This window comes from Neobacillus sp. Fa239, from assembly GCF_055395235.1.
Map to the genome: position 1 here is coordinate 1,633,450 of NZ_AP041611.1, position 19,015 is coordinate 1,652,464.

The following is a 19,015-nucleotide window of genomic DNA, read 5'->3' on the forward strand; positions in this document are numbered from 1 at the left end:
AATTAAATATATAAAAAAGCATCATCACCATTATGGCAAAGATGCTTTATCAACTCATAAATTTGAATTAACTGTTCAATTTCATAATAATATCATTTATACTTGCTTCAATTTCATCCATAGAAACTAAATACCATTCTTTGGGATTTTCAATTTTTCCATTTGCTGTTGGGACAGAGATTTGTATTTGCTTATCTTCAAATCTATGATGAATGACTGTTTCTAGTTTCCGACCACTAAAGTTTTGAACTTCCCATGTTGCAACAATTTTCACAGGTGCATATAGGTAAGTCGCTTCATTTTTAGCATTAGCAATTCGTTTTTCAACACTTCCAGCAGTAAAACCAATCTTATAAAGATTTTGATATTTTGATATTTCGGGATTTGAGCTAAGAGATTTGACTACATAAATATATCCAGTAGTCAAATATTCAGCAGCTCTTTCTTCAACGGTTGTTTCTCCCATAACATCACTCATTACTTCGGTTACCATTCGGCCATGACGATTTTTATCAAAGAGATTTGATGCAAATGACCTTAGTAATATTCCATTGTTTTCAGTACCATTTTCATAAATAAGATGAAGCTTTGCGTTACGATAACCATGTTTATCTTGATAATAATTACCTACGGATAGAACGTAAAGCAGAATCCCATTATCAATATAAAATTTACCTGGTAAAATGTTGTTTTCAGAATCAACAGGAATTATTTTTCGAGTGCCATTTGCGATTTCTTTTTGAACAAGCTTAAATAGTGGTTCGTATCGTTCGAAATGGATAGCTCGTTTCCGAACGCTGTATTTATCAGCTGCACTAATTGTTCTCTTATATCTTGACAAGTCAAGCAGTGAATCAACTTTATCTTTTTTCTCGAAAAGTGTATCATCATTAAGAATATCATCAAGAGATTCTGGACTTTTTATCGTATTTTCTAGAACCGTATTTTGGCTACCAAGCAAGTTAAGTTCATCAATTTCAGCGAGCTTCTTTATCATTTCTGTCTTGTCACGATAGCCTTTAAGTCTGGAAAATAATTTTCTTTCGGTCATATCACGAGATTTTTCTGGTTCTTTTCCATCATGATTTTTTATCCATTCGATAATCTCTTGAAATTTTTCAAATTCTGGGTCAATTCGCTTAACTTGTTTCTTAGGAGTTTCAGCTATTAGTTCATCAAAAATTGGGTCTGAAAAAATATCATCAAGATTAAGCTTGTCCATCTTGTCTTTCTCTCCTTAGTTGCTCCAAACGTAATAAAGCATAGGCTAATCTTTGCTCGTATTGGTCTGAACTAGACTTATCTGGAATCCTACCATTTTCATTTTTAAATTGAACAATTTGAGGATACAACATAACTAATTCATCTTCAGAAAAAGTAAATTTTATACCATCCATATAATCTTGGATAAAGCGTAAAGTTGGTGCATCAATTTCCTTTGAAATAATCTCATAAGCACGCTGGAAAGGATTCACTTCATCAATCAAATCAATGGCAATTTCATCAATATTTATAAACTTATTCGCCATTCTAAGAAATTGATTTCCGCCTGTTCCTTCTTCACGTTCAGCAGACTGAATGACAGTTTGTGCTACTAAGTGCTGACGAACTTCCTCAGTCTCATCATTTGACAAATCAGGATAGGTATTCATTATCACACGCGGTATAAGTTGTTTATTAATCACTTTTGCATCGACACCAGCAGCAATAGCTTGCTGAATTTGACTGTCTTGTAAAATAGTCGCTTTCAAATCATTCAAATCGTTTTGAATAATATTTTTTGAACGCTCAGTACTTGGCTCTTTTAAGCCTTTGATGAAAATATCTGTTCCTTTTGATTTTTGGTCATCATTATCTTTACGCTTAAAGTGAAAGTTTGGAGCTAATACAGATTCCATCAAAAGACTTGCAGTGATTGCCTTCATGACATTATTAACCGCAAACATGACCTCATCATCTTGAGCATCTGGGAGAGCAATTAAATTGGTAAATTGTGCATGAGTTTTATTTGAACTATCACGAGTCACGCGCCCAATAATTTGCACAACTTCAGTTAATGAATTACGATAACCAATTGTTAAAGCATATTCTGCGAATGGCCAGTCAAATCCCTCTTTTGCCATACCAAGCGCAATGATAATATCCAAGTCATCAAGTTCAGACATATTTCGGATATATTTTTGAACTTTTTCACGACCTTCTTCATTAACCAAATCAGCAATTTTTAATACTCGTCCAGATTTTTCAGTTACTAGCCAAAGTCCTGTATTTTCATCAAATTCTGCATCACCTAATTCTTCCAGAATACGGTCAACTTCATCATATTTATCTTTGGTAGATTCGCCAGAATTTACATTTGGAATATGAATAATTGTTTTCTTTGAAGTATCTAAAACTTCTGAAAGTGCATCAGTATATCGACCTTGATAGAAGCTATAGCCCATAGCAAAACTCTTTAGATATTTATAACCTTCAAGTTGTTCATAATAAGTATAAGTTACCTTATCAAACTTTTGCTCGTCAGTAGGCTCCAAAATCGGGACTGAATCACCGCGAAAGTAAGAGCCAGTCATCGCAACGATATGAGCAGAAGAATTTCCCATAATATTACGCATCGCATTACCAAGAACTGAATTATCATCTTGTGATACATGATGAAATTCATCAATGGCAAGTAAAACATTGTCAAAGTCCGAATCATTCAATTTCTCAAAAGCAAAACGTAAAGTCGCGTGGGTGCAAATCATGATATTATCTACTGAGTTTATTGAACGAATAAAATTAACAAACTGCGACACTTTACTTTCACTTGTTCCACGATCCGTAAGATTGTTTTTTGGATTAATAACCCAATCAGAGAAGAAGCCGAATTTTGCAAGCTCTGTGGTTTGGAAGGATTTCCCAATTGAACGTTCTGGAACTGCAATAATTGCTTTTTTTATGCCTTGATTTGTGAGCTTATCCAAAGCTACAAACATTAAAGCGCGTGATTTCCCTGATGCAGGGGGAGCTTTAACTAATAGATATTGTGAGGAACGTTTCTCATAGACACGTACCTGCATCTCACGCATCCCTAATGCATTTGTATTTTGGCTTTGTCCAGTACCATTATAATTAATTTCAAAAATATTTGATGTCATTTTTTCTCCTCACTTACCATTTCTTGATAAAGTTTCAACAATACGCTCAATCGTTCCTCATCGGATTTGAAAGGTTCTTGCTTATATGCGCGCTCCACAATGCCGTCAATTTTTTCGTGTGCTTCGCGTAATCTTGCGTTCATTGGTTTATTCGCACCTCCATAAAGCTCAGCAAGAGTACCCCCTTCTTCTTCACGGACATCAAGCATTTCCAAAACGGCTTCTTCCAGGATATTTTTACGGTTTGTTGAAAGTTTAGGTATTGGAAAAGTATTATAAACCATACCTGCAGAATAACGATAATCAGTTTTCAATTTTCCACCAATTGCGCGAAGCCAAGTCATATGCATACGAGATTCTAACACGCCGAGAAGCCAGATTGGTGCATCATAAACTACCATAGCAAGATCTGAAATTATTGTATCATCTTCTACAAATCCCATTGGTACGTAGTCTCTAGTTTCTGAAGAGACCTTTGGAACAATTAATGCTTGTTTTCCTTGTATTTTTCCAGCTTCATTTGCTTTGTCCCACTCGCCTCGTTGAACAAATAGCCATGGTTTTTTAGCATATTCTTTTGTAGATTCAGCTGAATTTTCTCCTGAGCGTTCAACAGAAACTTGATTAAAAATTTGAGCAAATTCTGGAATAGTTTTTAGAGTAAGATAATCTTTTTTTTCTAACCAGAGAGTATAGCGATATTCACCTTTAATATAACCTTCTGAACCAATATACTTTTTAAAAAATTGTGCAGTTTCAGGGTATTTGTCAACTAACTTGTCTTTTTCTTCTTGATTGAAAATTAGTTTTTTACTTCTTGGCATATTTCCCATGACCATTTGAGGGAATTGAGCAAAATTACTATTTGAGTTTTCAACTATAACATTGTTTCCGAATGTTAAATATGGATTGATATTGGTACTATAACTTGCAATCTCATCAATATAAAGTACTTTTTGATTCTCATTTTTGTTTGAAAATCCGATAATTGCAACCGTTACTCCAGCGTTATGTGCAGCACTATTTCCCCATTTGAATGATTGATAAGCAAAAGAAATTTCCCCATATTTTAACAACTCAATCCATAGTAGGCTCACTTGTTCACCTTGATTTATCGAGTTTGTTGTTACAAAAGCATATTGAGCATTTTTCTTAAAAATATATTTTGTTGCTTTATAAAACCAACCAGAAATATAATCAAGTTTCTTAAAATTTAATACTGGGCTTATTGCAATTTCTAAATCCTTTTTTTGGATTTTACTTTGAAGTTTTGCACCAATATAAGGTGGATTCCCCATAATATAAGCTTCATCATCTGCTCCATGAGGAGCAACATCATTCCAATCTACGCGCAAGGCATTGGCATGCACAATGTTTCCAGATTCTTGAAGTGGAAGAATCCTAGGTTGATAATCCGCCAGGGATTCCGTCATTTCCACATTCATTTGATGTTCAGCAATATAAAGAGAAAGTCTAGCTACTTCATGCGCAAAATCATCAATCTCAATACCTGAGAATTGGTTTAGCTTTATCTTAGATTGCTTGAACAATTCTCCTTGATTAACAATCTTTTCATTTAAGGCTTTCTGAACTTCCCCAATTTTAACAAGGATTTGGATTTCAAGTCTGCGAAGCTCCTTATAGGTAATAATCAAAAAGTTACCAGAACCACAGGCGGGGTCCAAGAACTTAATTTTGCTCATTCGCTCAAGCAAACTATTCAGTTCTTTAATAATGTTTCTTTGTTGTTCTCGTCTTTGTTTTTCGGTGATTTCACGCTCTAAGTAATCATCTGCACGGTCAGAAAGTCTTTGGTACTCCGCTTGAAGATTGTCCAAAAATAGCGGTTTAATTACTTTCAAGATGTTTGGTACGCTAGTGTAGTGCATGCCTGAGACTTGGCGTTCTTCTTTGTTTGCAACAGTTTGAATCATCGCTCCCAATATATCAGGATTGATTTCATTCCATTTAAGCAATTCGCCTGCTTCGATAAGTAGTTTTCGGGTTAAAGTGCTGAAATTTAAGTCAACATGTGGTTCTTTGAAAAGTTTTCCATTAACGTATGGGAATTTTTTTAACCATTCAGGCGTACTGTATCTTTGCTTTTCAGGAACATCTAAAATTAAAAACAATTCTTTGATGACTGAATTCAGATTGCTCCCATCAGATTCAGTTCTTTTTTTAAGGATATTAGTAAATGAGCCTTTAGTGATAATTTCTGTATCTTCACAGAAGTACAAGAAAAGTGAACGAATTAGAAAAAGGTTAAACGGTTTACCGTTAGCGTCCTCTTTTGCAAGCTCTGGATTGATTTTGACCAATTCATCATAAAGTTTTGTGAAACGCTCCGCAGCCTTAATATCCGCTGGGTTTTCTTTTTGGTAATCTACTTTCTCAATCCCATTCCATGCAAGGAAAAACTCTGCAGAAGTTGGTAAATCTTCAAAGTCAATGGCAAGTGAATCATTTGTTTTTGTATCTTTTGCATAAAGCATTTCAAAATCAGTTGTGATGAGATAGCGGGGTTTTTGATTTTGAGATACAATTTCCTGCTCGATTTCATCAATAGCGCGTAGTGGATTATTTTCAACTCTTCGATAACGAACTTTATTTCGTATCAAAAAATCACCTTGACTTGACCTTGCACGTGTGATACTTGTTTTAGGAATATCAAAAAGTCCTAAAAACTCTTCAATAAAAGTTTCTTCATTTAAATTTTCAATTATTGTTTTAGCTCTATCTTCAATTTCCGTGATAGATAATAAATTTTTCTTTGGCATTTGCTTTGGCATTTGGTCCACAGTCCTTTAATCAGCTAGTATTAGAACAATTATAACAAAATTTGTAGGGGTTTCTAATATTGATAGGAGGAGAAGCGATATTTTTTTTAATATCTAACAAAAAATTGACTTTAGCATTAAATGATAAAAGCATTTTTTTCCAAATACAGTCTTTTTCAATGTATCATATTTAATGTATGGCGATGCACCTAAGTACACAACAATAAATCATTCATGCATTTTTTGTATTGCACATCGTATGTAAAGAAAACTATAATAAAACTGTAGCGACTACGGAAAAACTGAACAGAATACCTTGATAAACCTGTTGGGGAATGAAGATAAACGTTGATTTGACGGCTTTCTTACAATGGTGTTTCCATCTGGATTAATGACACAGTCTTCAAAACTACCTGAGACCTGCGTGCCAGGTCTGGTGGGTTCGATTCCCACGCAGTCCCGCCATATTTTATATGATTACAAGTTGCTATAATTATTTGCAACTTTTTTTTATGTTCAAAAAAGTAAATTTCGGATTTGTATTCAAAAAGAAGTGTTTCTACATACGACACATGTTGAGTGTAGAGGGAAATGCTACAGATATCAGCTTGAAGTTGCTTACATTTTGCTATCGTCAGAACTTGAAAAACGGTTAATCCCCGTTAAAAATGTTGCAGACAAAAATACCCAAAACGTTGATTTGCCGGACTTTTTGCACCCTTCATTAACGATACACTCTAAACTCACGTGCGGCATGATGTTATCATGTCACCGGATTCCCTTTGATATAAGGGGATTCTTATAGCTTGAAAAACCTAAGGGTAACAAAAGGGTAACATTTTCGCTATTAAGGATCTAAATTAGAGGTTTTCCACTAATTCTTTGAACTTTTGGGAAGCCTCTTTTATCATCCATTTCCTTACGGCAGGTTTTATGAATCCTGCATCAGCACAAAATGACCAGGCTGATTCGATCATCCTGAGGTTGGGTTCGATTCAGAATGGCACGTAGAGATAGTCTTGTTGAACCAAGCAATACCATAGATTTCTTCATTAGAGTACTTCAAAGATTACGGCAAAGAAGAAATAATAGCTCCTCTTCCATTTCAAATTCCATCAAGCAAAAATATTTTTTAAAGAACCTGTCCTTTTTCCGATTTTATTTCTATATAACAAGTGAAGGGACTTGAACCAATCGGTGGGCTACTTGAGTCTTACGACCAGCCTTAGTTCCTGTAATAAAATTCATTAAAGGAGCGGTTCAGTTGAGTAAGCTATTAGTCAATGAAAGTCCGGTCATGATTATTCCTAGTTTGGCAGTTAAGATTGGTTTAAATGAGGCAGTGGTATTGCAGCAAATTCATTATTGGCTTGGAATTAGCAAGCATAATATTGAGGGGAGAACCTGGGTTTATAATACATATGAAGAGTGGCAGAAGCAGCTGCCATTTTGGTCTGTGAGTACGATTAAGAGGACAATTCGCTCGTTAGAGATGCTAGGATTACTTCTATCTGAAAACTGGAATCAGATGAAAATGGATAAGACAAAATGGTACAGCATTGACTATGAAAAATTGCAGGAGTTTGAAGATAGCCTGCCCGCGAGTGAAGTTACTCCCATAGAGGAAACAGCACCTGAGGAAGATTCGGAGAAGATGAAGGAATCGGCAGACCATTCATCTGTGAAAAAGGTGATTCCCTATGATGAAATTATTGGCTATTTGAATGAGAAGACGGGAAAGAGCTTTAAACTAAGTTCTATTAAAACGAGGGAACTGATTCATGCCAGATATAGAGAAGGTTTTACGCTGGAGGATTTTAATAGAGTCATCGATTTGAAGGCAGCTGATTGGAAGTCCGATCCAGCTTGGAATAAGTTCCTGCGGCCGGAGACATTGTTTGGGACAAAATTTGAGTCTTATCTCAATCAGCAGGAAGGGAAGAAGAGACTAACGGAGGAGGATTTTAACCTTGATGAATAAGAAAGAGAGTTATAAGTTGATGGACCTTATACAAGTTTATTATGAAAAGTTTCAGTTTGATCAACATAAGCTGGATGCCTGGTACATAATCCTGCAGAAATATTCGTATGATGATGTACAGAAGAATCTATTGAAATTTGTGGAAGAATCTCCGCATGCACCAAAGATTAGTGATTTGGTCCAGAATTTATCGGAGGGACGTAATAGACATGAATTTGTACTCGATTTTACTGCAGGGGAAGAAGATTGGTAGGTAGTATGCCTCCATGTCTGCCCTGAATATTTTTGTACAATAGATTTTGTTCAACAATCCTATCGACTATATTAGCCTTGATAAAATGTACCTTAAAGAGTAGACATAATTACGGCCATATGATTTTACCACCTGTGCCATCTTTTGTACCACTCTTTGACAAAGAATATAACAGGACGCGCTTACGCTAGCTGCCGTCGGCGGCCAATTTTGCCAGAGACAGTTCATCCAGTAATTCAGGCAACCGAATATACCCAATACCTTAATTGGTTAATTAGCGCAAAGTAATTACCGTAATGATAATTACTTTGCACTCTTTTTTTGCACTGACAGTTAAATGCTCTGCTTTTTTCCCCTATTTCAAATTCATTTTTAGGGTATCTACCGCTTTTGCAGTTAAAGTGAAAAAAAATACAGATAGTGCCAAAAAAATTGGCATATGGGCATCATAAAAACCTTGAAAATCGACCTTATCACTATTGGCACAGAAATTGCATTAATAATAGTGAAAATAGCGATAACTGTGAAGATTCTATCACTATTTTTATAACTTTATAGAAATAAATACGTTATTTAGGAGGATTCAAATGAAAACAGGTACAGACCGTGTAAAAAGAGGTATGGCTGAAATGCAAAAGGGCGGCGTTATTATGGACGTTGTGAATGCAGAGCAAGCAAAAATCGCAGAAGAAGCAGGGGCGGTAGCTGTAATGGCATTGGAGCGGGTTCCTTCTGATATTCGTGCAGCTGGCGGAGTGGCAAGAATGGCGGATCCGAGAATCGTCGAAGAAGTACTTAATGCGGTTTCCATTCCGGTTATGGCGAAAGCTAGAATCGGCCATATTGTAGAAGCTCGTGTACTTGAAGCATTGGGTGTTGACTATATCGATGAAAGTGAAGTATTAACACCTGCTGATGAAGAATTCCATTTATTAAAAAGTGATTATACCGTTCCCTTTGTATGCGGATGTAGAGATCTAGGGGAAGCTGCCCGCCGGATTGGTGAAGGTGCATCCATGCTGCGGACAAAAGGAGAGCCGGGGACAGGTAATATCGTAGAAGCTGTTCGACATATTCGTAAGGTGAATGCACAGGTCCGAAAAGTAGTAGGAATGCAAGAAGATGAGCTGATGACGGAAGCGAAGCTTTTAGGTGCGCCATTTGAATTACTGCTTGAAATCAAACGTTTAGGCCGTCTTCCAGTTGTAAATTTTGCAGCGGGCGGAGTCGCGACACCTGCAGATGCCGCACTTATGATGCAACTTGGGGCAGATGGTGTATTTGTAGGTTCAGGTATTTTCAAATCGGAAAACCCTGCTAAATTTGCACGAGCCATTGTGGAAGCAACCACTCATTATCATGATTACAAATTGATTGCTGAGCTTTCCAAAGACCTTGGAACCCCAATGAAGGGTATCGAGATTTCAACATTAGCACCGGAAGCACGTATGCAGGAACGTGGTTGGTAAGGAGTTTTTTTAAGGTTTGATATGTAATAAATCTTATATTACGAAAATAATTACACCAACTTGAAAGCGCTTTTACCTTTTTGAAAATTTTGAATTTTTGTATTGACATTGTTTTGGCTGACCCTTATACTCGTGATTAGAAAATGATCAGTTAGTTTTGAAAGGAGGTTTAGGGGCATGCAAACACTGGAAACAGTTATTGTTACAGGGTATGCAAAGGCTCCACAGGGAACTTCCATGTATGAAATGTATAAACATGCGGGAATTGTACTCGAAGTGGATCCGAAAGAACATAAAATTATCAACGCCGAATTTACTTTCGTTACAGAATTAACGAAAAATCATTTTCAAAAACTGCTGATAGGCTACCCCCTTCAAGATGGTGTGGAGCCTCTGATTCAAAGAATTCAAAGCTTTTATTTTGCTCCATCCCAGCAAGCGATCATTGTCGCCCTTCAGGCTGCAGTTCAACGTTACTGGGATAACGTGAAGCAAGAAAATACATAACGTTTGGTTATAATAAAGTGGGAAGATGACCTCTTCCCATGGTCTTATTAAAACCGGGCAGACATGAACACTTTGTAGGGAATCGCCATTCACATGGCATTCTTTATAAAGGATTTATGTTTTGCTCGGTTTTTTCTATTTCCGAATTGTTAGCACACACAATCGTCAATGGAAAGGCAGGGGAAAACATGAGCAAACTGATTACCTGCGAAGAAGCAGTAAAAAAAGTTCAAAACGGCTCGCGGATTATGGTAGGGGGATTTGGCCTTGTGGGAAGTCCGCTAGAGTTGATAGCGGCATTAGCTAAAACGGAAGTCAAAGACTTAGAGATTATTAGTAATAATCTGGGGGAACCTGGAAAAGGTCTTGGCGTATTAGTCCGGCAAAAAAAAGTGAAAAAAGCGATAGGTTCCTATTTTACATCGAACCCGGAAGTTGTTAAAGCGTATCAGGATAAAGAATTGGAAGTGGAGCTTCTCCCGCAGGGAACGATGTCTGAAGCGATTCGAGCGGGGGGTGCGGGCATTGGAGGGTTTTATACACCAGTCAGCGTGGGGACGAAAATCGCAGAAAACAAAGAAGAGCGTACGCTTAACGGGAAAAAATATGTATTCCAGGAGCCCATTAAAGCGGATTTTGCTTTTATTAAGGCTAAAAGCGCGGACCAGTTAGGAAATCTCATTTACAACAAATCGGCAAGAAACTTTAATCCGATGATGGCAACAGCTTCGAAGGTTGTGATAGCAGAGGTGGATGAGTTAGTCGAGGCAGGCGGGCTTTCCCCTGAAGAAATTGTAACCCCGCATTTATACGTGGACTACATCGTAGTAAAGGAGGGGAACTAGTTTGAATGTGAAACAATACATTGCTGCAAGAGCTGCAAAGGAATTAATGAATGGTGATATCGTCAATTTGGGAATCGGCATTCCAACACTGGTGGCTGATTATATTCGATCAGATATAAATGTTTTTTTACATTCGGAAAACGGCATTCTCGGAGTAGGTCCTTCACCTGATCCAGAGCAAACTGACCAAAATCTTGTCAATGCAGGGAAACTGCCTGTAACTGTTTTAGAAGGCTCTTCCTTTTTTGATAGCGCATCCTCGTTTGCCATGATACGGGGAGGGCATGTAAGTGTTTCTATTCTTGGTGTGCTCCAAATAGATGCGATTGGGCGGATCGCCAATTGGGCCGTTCCAGGAAAAAGTGTTCTCGGTGTAGGCGGGGCAATGGATTTATTAGAAGGATCCAAAAGGGTCATTGTTACAACCATGCATACCAATTCCGAGGGAGGTCCAAAAATTGTCAGGGAATTAACCTATCCGCTTACATCAGAACGAACGGTCGATTTAATTATTACCGAATTGGCTGTGTTCTCCGTTAAGGAAGATGGACTTCATCTAATGGAGCTGGCACCTGGAGTTTCCCTTGAGGAAGTTCAACAAAAAACGGACGCACCGTTCCATGTTTCTAAGTCTTTTCATATAGACAATGAGGTGACGGTGTAGTGGTTGTAATCGTAAATGCCTTTCGCACGGCTATTGGCAGCTTCGGCGGTTCACTGGCGAAAACACCGCCAGAAGAGCTGGTGGCCCTCATTATGAAAAATAATCTTTCAGCTGCCGGTTACGGTGCCAATATAGTCGATGAAGTAATCGTAGGCCAAACAAAGCAGAGTGCCCATGCTCCTAATATTGCCAGGGTGGCAGCCTTACGTGCCCATTTTCCTGAATCAATTCCTGCTTATACCGTACATCGTCAATGCGGTTCCGGTATGCAGGCAGTCGTAAATGGGGCGATGTCCATACTAACCGGCCAGGCGGAAGTGGTTTTAGCGGGTGGAGTAGAAAGTATGTCGCAGGCTCCTCACTATACGATTGGTACACGATTTGGCCCCAATATAGGAGATATGACTTTGTATGATTCGAATACGGAAAGTCAGCCAAAATCCCAGCCAGAGGAAATATACGGCCGCTTCACAATGGGGCAGACCGCTGAATGGCTCGCTGAAAAATATAAGATTAGCCGTCGTGAACAGGATGAATTTGCTTATTTAAGCCAGCAGAAAGCCAAACGTGCGATTGAAATGGGCCGTTTTGAAGAAGAAATTGTTCCTGTTCCGGTAATGGAAAGGAAACATGGAATCAGACACTTTGCCATAGATGAATACCCAAGATTGACGGACCTTGAAAAGTTAGGAACACTAAATCCCGTTTTTCAAAAGGATGGTACGGTTACGGCAGGAAACTCCTCTGGGAGAAATGATGGGGCCTCGCTGCTATTGTTGATGTCAGAGAAAAAGGCGAGACAGCTTGGAGTGGTCCCACTCGCAAGGATTCGTTCCTTTGCTTCAGCAGGCGTATCCCCAAAAGAAATGGGGATCGGTCCTGTTCCTGCATCCCAAATGGCTTTAAAAAAAGCAGGCCTTCGTTTAGAAGAGATTGATTTGATTGAATTAAATGAAGCATTTGCAGCGCAAAGTCTGGCGTGTCAAAGAGAATGGGGCATAAAAGGTGACAACGTAAATGTCAATGGAGGGGCGATTGCCTTAGGCCACCCCCTAGGCTGCACCGGTGCCAGAATTGTCACTACATTATGTCACGAGCTTGAAAAACAAAAACGGCAATTTGGCCTGGCGACGCTTTGTGTCGCTGGAGGATTAGGAATGGCAATGGTGGTGGAAAGATGGAGCGAATAGAAAAAGACTACGTGTTTCATCGTGATTTAAATAAGAAGTACCCGATCATTACGCATGGTGAAGGGTCTTATCTCATTGATGAAAATGGCAAAAAATATTTGGATGCTTGTTCAGGAGCGGTTGCAGCCAACTTGGGCCATGGGATCTCCTCTATTGGGGAGGCAATGGCAGATCAAGCCAAAAAAGCCGCTTTCGTCCATACCATGCGTTTCGAGACAAAAGCATTGCACCAATTGGCTGAAACAATCGGAAAAATGGCCCCCGATCATTTAAATAAAGTGTATTTTACAACCGGTGGCTCCGAAGCAAATGAGAGCGCGATGAAATTGGCGAGGCAATATCATCGGGATGCCGGAAGATCCCAAAAACATATTGTAATTGGTCGGTGGCAATCGTATCACGGAAACACGATTGGTTCCTTATCAGCAGGAGGGGACGTGAAAAGAAGACATGCCTACACTCCTAATTTATTAAACTATGCCCATGTCTCTTCACCGTACTGCCACCGATGTCCATACAATCGCCAGCTTAATGATTGTCTTTCTAATCAAAACTGGACATGCGTAACGGACCTTGAGAGAACCATTTTGGAACTTGGACCTGAGAACGTGTCGGCATTTATTGCTGAACCGATTGTCGGAAGTCAGCAAGGTGCAGTCCCGCCGCCAGCAGGATATTTTGAGAAGGTCCGGGAACTGTGTGATCGTTACGAAATCGTCCTCATTATTGATGAAGTGATGACGGGATTCGGCCGTACTGGAACCAATTTCGCGACAGAGCAGATTGGAATTACGCCCGATATTATCACTTTTGGAAAAGGGGTATCAGCAGGATATGCCCCATTGGCGGGAATGATTGTTCATGATCGGGTAATCGAAGGGCTTATCCAAAACAGTGATGGGAAATTTATACATGGTTACACCTATAGCGGGCATCCAGTAGCGGTGGCTGCCGGACTTGCCGCATTGGACGTATACAAGCGGGAAGAGGTATTGGATAACGTCATTAAACAAGGTGACTACCTTTTCAATCTTCTTTTAGAGTTAAAGAAAAAACATACTTATATAGCTGATATTCGTGGCAGAGGGCTTTTAATCGGTATCGAGCTTGTAAGGGATCGGGAGCTTGATCTGCTGTTTGATCCATCTGAAAAAGCGGCTGAACGATTGAATGGAATTTCGATGGAGCTCGGTGCTGTTTTTTATCCCGGCGCCGGCTCGATTGATGGCACAAAGGGAGAACACCTCATCGTCAGCCCTCCTTTAAATGCAACGAAAAAAGAAATAGATGAGATTGTGAGAATATTAGACGAATCATTGACACTATTCAAGAGTCAGGAACGAAAGGGCGAGGTATATGAAATTACGAAATAAAACAGAAGAAATTCAAGAAAAAGCAAAAAAGCATCTTTCACCGGTCATGACAAGGGTCACCGAGTTAGTCATTGAAAAAGCGCATGGCGCTAAATTTTGGACGACAGATGGAACGGAATATATCGATTTCGTTTCAGGAGTGGCGGTCAATGCAGTCGGACATACGAACCAAAAGATGGTTGATGCCATTAAAAAGCAAGCAGAAGCCTTGATCCATCTTGGATTGAACTATGGTTACTATGAAACGGCAGCGAATTTGGCGGAAAAACTAGCCCAAATCACACCAGGAAATCTGGACACGGTCTTTTTCTCCAATTCGGGAGCTGAAGCGATTGACGGTGCGCTAAAATTGGCAAAAGCGGCCACCGGCAGACCCGCGATCATTGCGTTTGAAGGCTCATTTCACGGCCGTACATTAGGGGCAACAGCGATTACAGCATCAAGCTCTAAATACCGTCGTTATTATGAACCCATTTTAGGTGAGGTGTACCATGTTCCATATCCTTATCCAAGCCAGTTGAAAAACATTAAAAAGGAAGAAACCGAAGAATATTGCTTGAATCAGCTTCAAAAATTATTCGATTTACGAGTCGATCCTTCACGTGTTGCGGCGATCGTCATTGAACCTGTCATGGGTGAAGGCGGCTATTATCCGGCACCGCCAAGCTTTTTACAAGCGTTAAGGAAGATTACAAAGGAACACGGTATTTTACTGATCTTTGATGAGGTTCAAACAGGATTCGGCCGTACAGGTAAAATGTTTGCGGCAGAGCATGCCAATGTGACTCCTGATATTTTAGTATTGGCAAAAGCCCTTTCTGGCGGTATGCCTCTTGGGGCGATTGTAGCGAGCCGGAAGCTACATGAAAAATGGCCGACTGCAGGTCATGGTTCGACATTTGGAGGAAATCCCGTTTCATGTGCGGCGGCTTTGGCCAATATTGAGGTGATTGAGGAAGAAATGTTGGTAGAGCGCAGTGCAAAACTCGGTGCGGCGATTGTCAGCCGCCTTCAAGACACGGTCGGACATTTACCTGGCATTATCGATGTAAGAGGCGTGGGAATGATGATCGGGATTGAATTCGATTCAGAATCCGCACCATTGTATGTACCGAGAATCAAATCAAAAGCATTGGAACAAGGCTTGCTTATGATGAACTGCGGAGTGAGCGGACAAACGATCCGATTAATGCTGCCTCTTAATATAGAGGAGGACGTGCTCCATAAAGGTTTAACGATTTTAGAAAATGTAATGACGGAAACCCTTTTAGGAAACTGATTTTGTTTTAAAAGAGCGTAAAAAGGAGGCAAAGGTTATGTCCAGTCAAATTAAAACAGATATTCTTCACGGGGATCTTTATATAAATGGGGAATGGGTAAAATCACCCGAACAGTCCTATTTTGAAAGTTTAAATCCGGCAACAGGGGAACTTGTTGGCAGATGTGCAGCTGCCACAGCGGAGCAAGTGGATGAAGCAGTAGCAGCCGCAGACGAAGCCTATTCAAAGTGGAAGAACACCCCTATTCCGGAACGGGCATCGTATTTAATAAAAGCAAGTCAATTATTTGAAGCGCGGAGAGAGGAACTGGCCCGTGTCATGACGATGGAGATGGGGAAGGTTCTAACGGAATCTTTGGGCGAAGTGGGAGTGGTCATCGCCACTGCTCAATATATGGCAGGCGAGGGACGGCGCCTTTTTGGGGAAACGGTGCCTGCAGGATTCAACGACCGAAACGTAAGAATGGTTCGTGAACCTCTCGGTGTGGCAGCGTGCATCACACCTTGGAACTTCCCGGTTGCCCTTGCTTCCTATAAGATCTTTTCGGCTTTGATTGCCGGCAACACCGTCGTATGGAAGCCAGCTTCAGAGGTGGCATTATCGGCCAAGATTTTCGTGGAAATCTTAGTGGAAACGGGATTGCCTTCAGGGGTAGTAAACCTGCTTACTGGTTCCGGTAGTAAAGTTGGGCGAAGGCTTGCCGATCATCCGGATGTGAAAGTCATTTCGTTTACGGGTTCGACAGAAGTTGGACAACAGCTGGCTGAAAAGAGCAGTAAAACGTTAAAGCGGATTTCATTGGAATTGGGCGGAAAAAATGCCGTGATTGTCTTAAAGGATGCGGATCTGGATAAGGCGGCAGACGGAATTGTAAAATCAGCGTTTACGACAACCGGTCAGCGCTGTACGGCGGCAAGCCGTGTCATTGTCGAGCGGGCAGTGAAGGAACGGCTCGTTCAAAAAGTGGTTGAATTAACAAAATCTATGAAAATAGGGAATGGATTAGAAGAGGGAATTCAAGTTGGCCCGCTAGTAAATGAAGATCAGCTTCAGACAGTAGAGCAATATGTAAGCACAGCGATAAAAGAAGGCGGAAAAATGGTGTGGGGCGGTCAGCGGGTGAAAGAATTAGGCGGGTACTACTATGCGCCGACCATCATTGAAAATGTAAAACAGAACGATACCATTGCTCAGGAAGAAATATTTGGTCCTGTTCTCGCCATTATGGAAGTGGACTCTTATGAGGAAGCCATGTCGGTCAATAACGGGACCGTTTATGGGTTATCGACTTCTATTTATACAGAGAGCCTGCATTATGCGAACCGTGCAGCAAGGGAAGCGGTCAGCGGACTTGTCTATATTAATAACGGGACGTCCAATGCTGAAATGGGTGTTGCGTTTGGCGGGATGAAAATGTCCGGAAACGGTCACCGCGAAGTTTCTCATCATGCATTCGATGTGATGACCGAGTGGAAGTCAATCTATACCAACTATTGATCAAGAACCATGTCTTTTACAAAGGGGGGAGAAAATGAGGAAACATCGTATTGGTATAGCTTTCTTTTACCATGAATCCCACAGTTTTAGCCCGATGAAAACTGAAATTGAACATTTTTATAATGAAGGCTACTTTATCGGCGATGAAATTTACGATGCCTATTCTGGAACGAAAACGGAAGTTGGCGGGTTTCTAGATGTTTTGAAACAGCAAGAGGATGTTCAAATCATACCGCTTCTTTGTGCGGCCGCGGTTCCCTCAGGTGTTGTTTCAAGCAGTGCCTACTCGATCATCGAAAAGCAAATGCTGGAATCCATTGAGCAGGCGGGAAGGCTGGACGGGTTATTGCTGGCACTGCATGGAGCAATGGTTGTGGAGGACCTCTTTGATCCGGAAGAGCATTTGCTGGGAAAAATCCGTGAGGTGATCGGGCCCAATGTTCCAATTGCTACAACCCTGGACATGCACGCCAATTTAAGTGCAAAAATGATTGATTACACACCGCTGCATTTTGGATTCAAAACCTATCCGCATATTGACATGTATGAACAAGGGGTTCAGGCGGCGATCGCCTTATTAAAGCAATTAAAGGAAGGTATATCTTATTATGCTGCCTTTGAAAAATTACCGATGATGCCTCCTTCTATTAATATGAGAACGGCAGAGGGGCCGATGCACAAAATGATAGAGTGGGCGAAACAAGCCGAAGAAGATGATGCTATTTATAATGTGTCTGTTTTTGGCGGTTTTCCTTATTCCGATATCCCCATGGCTGGGGCAAGTATACTAGTTGTTTCACGTCATCCGCAAAAAGGGGAAGAGACAGCGAAAAAGCTAGCCTCCTTGTTTTGGAGTGTAAGAGAAGAATTTATCATGGATTTGCTAGATGTTAGAGAAGGAATGAATCAGGCAATCTCGTTAGTAGATGACAAACCGATTGTACTGGCTGATATCTCAGATAATCCCTTAAGCGGTGGCAGCGGGGATACAACCGGGCTGCTACGTGAAATGATTCAAAGGAATACGCCTAATACGTTGTTCGGAGGACTCTATGATCCCGAATCAATTGAAGCTTGCCGTAAAGCAGGAGTCGGAAACAAGGTGTCGTTGTCTCTTGGGGGAAAAATATCGCCTGAATTCGGGGAACCTGTTCTGGTTGAAGCTGCGGTTGTTGCCTTATCAGACGGTATATTCTACAATTCCGGACCCTTCAACCAGCATTTAAAAGTAGATTTAAAGGGAGCCGCTCATATTCGTGTGGGCCATTTGGATATCCTCCTCATTGGAAGACCGATGTCAGCAAATGATCCAGAAATGTTTCGTCATATTGGCCTTGAGCCGCAGGCAAAGCGATTAATTGGATTAAAAGCGAAAAATCATTTTCGCGCAGCTTTTGAGCCGATTGTGGGCCCCATTATTTATGTGGATGCACCTGGGGTTGCATCCAATCGTTTAACCACTTTTACTTATCGTCATATTCCAAGGCCCGTTTGGCCGCTTGATGAAATCCAATATGAAGTCGAACAGAGGAGGAAAGAAACGTGGAGACACTAAATAAATCCTATTTTGTTGAAGTACCCGCTTCATTGAAGCCGGAACAGCTGACCATGATGATGGAGCTTGAAAAAGATGCCTTTCCGGGCTTAGGCGCGGTAGATGAACAAACGCTTATTCCGCTGGCACGGTACGGAAAACTGATTCAATATTGGCAATCAGATGACCCAAGGCCGATTGCAATTTGCGAACTAATGAGAGATTACAAGGATATTCACAAAGCCTATATTTTTGGATTTTATGTCCGCTCTGACCAGCAGGGGAAAGGAATCGGAAAAATATTTTTACAGGAGATTTATCCCATTTTGAAGCAAGATGGATTTCGCAAGGTTTGCCTAACGGTCAATGTTAAAAATGAGGCAGCCGTGAAGTTATATGAAAAAGTAGGATTTGCCATAAAAGAGACGAGGTCCGATGAATTTGGCCAAGGGGAAAATCGTTATTATATGGAGTACCTTATTTCTTAATTAAGTAATGAGCA

At 40.3% G+C, this 19,015-nt stretch carries 15 protein-coding genes; 12 read left to right on the plus strand and 3 right to left on the minus strand.

Features of this window, described 5'->3' with window-relative positions; genetic code table 11:
- Window positions 1-67: 67 nt before the first annotated feature.
- The 3 genes from ACZ5XR_RS07810 to ACZ5XR_RS07820 are packed head-to-tail and all read right to left on the minus strand — an operon-like array spanning window position 68 to window position 5,920.
- The gene (locus tag ACZ5XR_RS07810) at window positions 68-1,222 is read right to left on the minus strand and encodes a GIY-YIG nuclease family protein (RefSeq protein WP_464501096.1); all 1,155 of its coding nucleotides are present in this window, start codon (window positions 1,220-1,222) and stop codon (window positions 68-70) included.
- The gene (locus ACZ5XR_RS07815; RefSeq protein WP_464501097.1) at window positions 1,209-3,140 is read right to left on the minus strand and encodes a DEAD/DEAH box helicase; all 1,932 of its coding nucleotides are present in this window, start codon (window positions 3,138-3,140) and stop codon (window positions 1,209-1,211) included. The genes ACZ5XR_RS07810 and ACZ5XR_RS07815 overlap by 14 nt, the downstream gene beginning before the upstream one ends.
- Window positions 3,137-5,920, minus strand: a complete 2,784-nt coding sequence (locus ACZ5XR_RS07820) for a DNA methyltransferase (protein ID WP_464502258.1) — start codon at window positions 5,918-5,920, stop codon at window positions 3,137-3,139. The genes ACZ5XR_RS07815 and ACZ5XR_RS07820 overlap by 4 nt, the downstream gene beginning before the upstream one ends.
- 1,264 nt (window positions 5,921-7,184) lie before the next feature.
- Here ACZ5XR_RS07820 and ACZ5XR_RS07825 point away from each other — a divergent pair.
- From ACZ5XR_RS07825 to ACZ5XR_RS07880, 12 genes are all read left to right on the plus strand, one after another.
- Window positions 7,185-7,901: a conserved phage C-terminal domain-containing protein gene (locus tag ACZ5XR_RS07825; protein WP_464501098.1), complete on the plus strand. Its 717-nt coding sequence runs from the start codon at window positions 7,185-7,187 to the stop codon at window positions 7,899-7,901.
- Window positions 7,891-8,154: a hypothetical protein gene (locus ACZ5XR_RS07830; protein WP_464501099.1), complete on the plus strand. Its 264-nt coding sequence runs from the start codon at window positions 7,891-7,893 to the stop codon at window positions 8,152-8,154. Before ACZ5XR_RS07825 ends, ACZ5XR_RS07830 begins: the two co-directional genes overlap by 11 nt.
- 587 nt (window positions 8,155-8,741) lie before the next feature.
- Window positions 8,742-9,623, plus strand: a complete 882-nt coding sequence (gene pdxS, locus ACZ5XR_RS07835; protein WP_464501100.1) for a pyridoxal 5'-phosphate synthase lyase subunit PdxS — start codon at window positions 8,742-8,744, stop codon at window positions 9,621-9,623.
- A 177-nt stretch (window positions 9,624-9,800) separates the two neighbouring features.
- Window positions 9,801-10,130 carry a DUF3870 domain-containing protein gene (locus ACZ5XR_RS07840; RefSeq protein ID WP_464501101.1) on the plus strand — a complete coding sequence of 110 codons (330 nt, stop codon included), beginning with the start codon at window positions 9,801-9,803 and terminating at the stop codon, window positions 10,128-10,130.
- A 188-nt stretch (window positions 10,131-10,318) separates the two neighbouring features.
- Window positions 10,319-10,975 carry a CoA transferase subunit A gene (locus ACZ5XR_RS07845; RefSeq protein WP_464501102.1) on the plus strand — a complete coding sequence of 219 codons (657 nt, stop codon included), beginning with the start codon at window positions 10,319-10,321 and terminating at the stop codon, window positions 10,973-10,975.
- 1 nt (window position 10,976) lies between these two features.
- Window positions 10,977-11,639, plus strand: a complete 663-nt coding sequence (locus ACZ5XR_RS07850) for a 3-oxoacid CoA-transferase subunit B (protein ID WP_464501103.1) — start codon at window positions 10,977-10,979, stop codon at window positions 11,637-11,639.
- Window positions 11,639-12,829: a thiolase family protein gene (locus ACZ5XR_RS07855; RefSeq protein WP_464501104.1), complete on the plus strand. Its 1,191-nt coding sequence runs from the start codon at window positions 11,639-11,641 to the stop codon at window positions 12,827-12,829. Before ACZ5XR_RS07850 ends, ACZ5XR_RS07855 begins: the two co-directional genes overlap by 1 nt.
- The gene (locus tag ACZ5XR_RS07860) at window positions 12,817-14,202 is read left to right on the plus strand and encodes an aminotransferase family protein (RefSeq protein ID WP_464501105.1); all 1,386 of its coding nucleotides are present in this window, start codon (window positions 12,817-12,819) and stop codon (window positions 14,200-14,202) included. Before ACZ5XR_RS07855 ends, ACZ5XR_RS07860 begins: the two co-directional genes overlap by 13 nt.
- A complete protein-coding gene (locus ACZ5XR_RS07865; protein WP_464501106.1) occupies window positions 14,186-15,481 on the plus strand; it encodes an aspartate aminotransferase family protein in 1,296 nt (431 codons plus the stop codon). Before ACZ5XR_RS07860 ends, ACZ5XR_RS07865 begins: the two co-directional genes overlap by 17 nt.
- 37 nt (window positions 15,482-15,518) lie before the next feature.
- Window positions 15,519-16,979: an aldehyde dehydrogenase family protein gene (locus ACZ5XR_RS07870; protein ID WP_464501107.1), complete on the plus strand. Its 1,461-nt coding sequence runs from the start codon at window positions 15,519-15,521 to the stop codon at window positions 16,977-16,979.
- A 34-nt stretch (window positions 16,980-17,013) separates the two neighbouring features.
- Window positions 17,014-18,534, plus strand: a complete 1,521-nt coding sequence (locus ACZ5XR_RS07875; RefSeq protein ID WP_464501108.1) for a M81 family metallopeptidase — start codon at window positions 17,014-17,016, stop codon at window positions 18,532-18,534.
- Complete coding sequence (locus tag ACZ5XR_RS07880; RefSeq protein ID WP_464501109.1) at window positions 18,522-19,001, plus strand: GNAT family N-acetyltransferase; 480 nt, start codon at window positions 18,522-18,524, stop codon at window positions 18,999-19,001. Before ACZ5XR_RS07875 ends, ACZ5XR_RS07880 begins: the two co-directional genes overlap by 13 nt.
- Window positions 19,002-19,015: the final 14 nt, after the last annotated feature.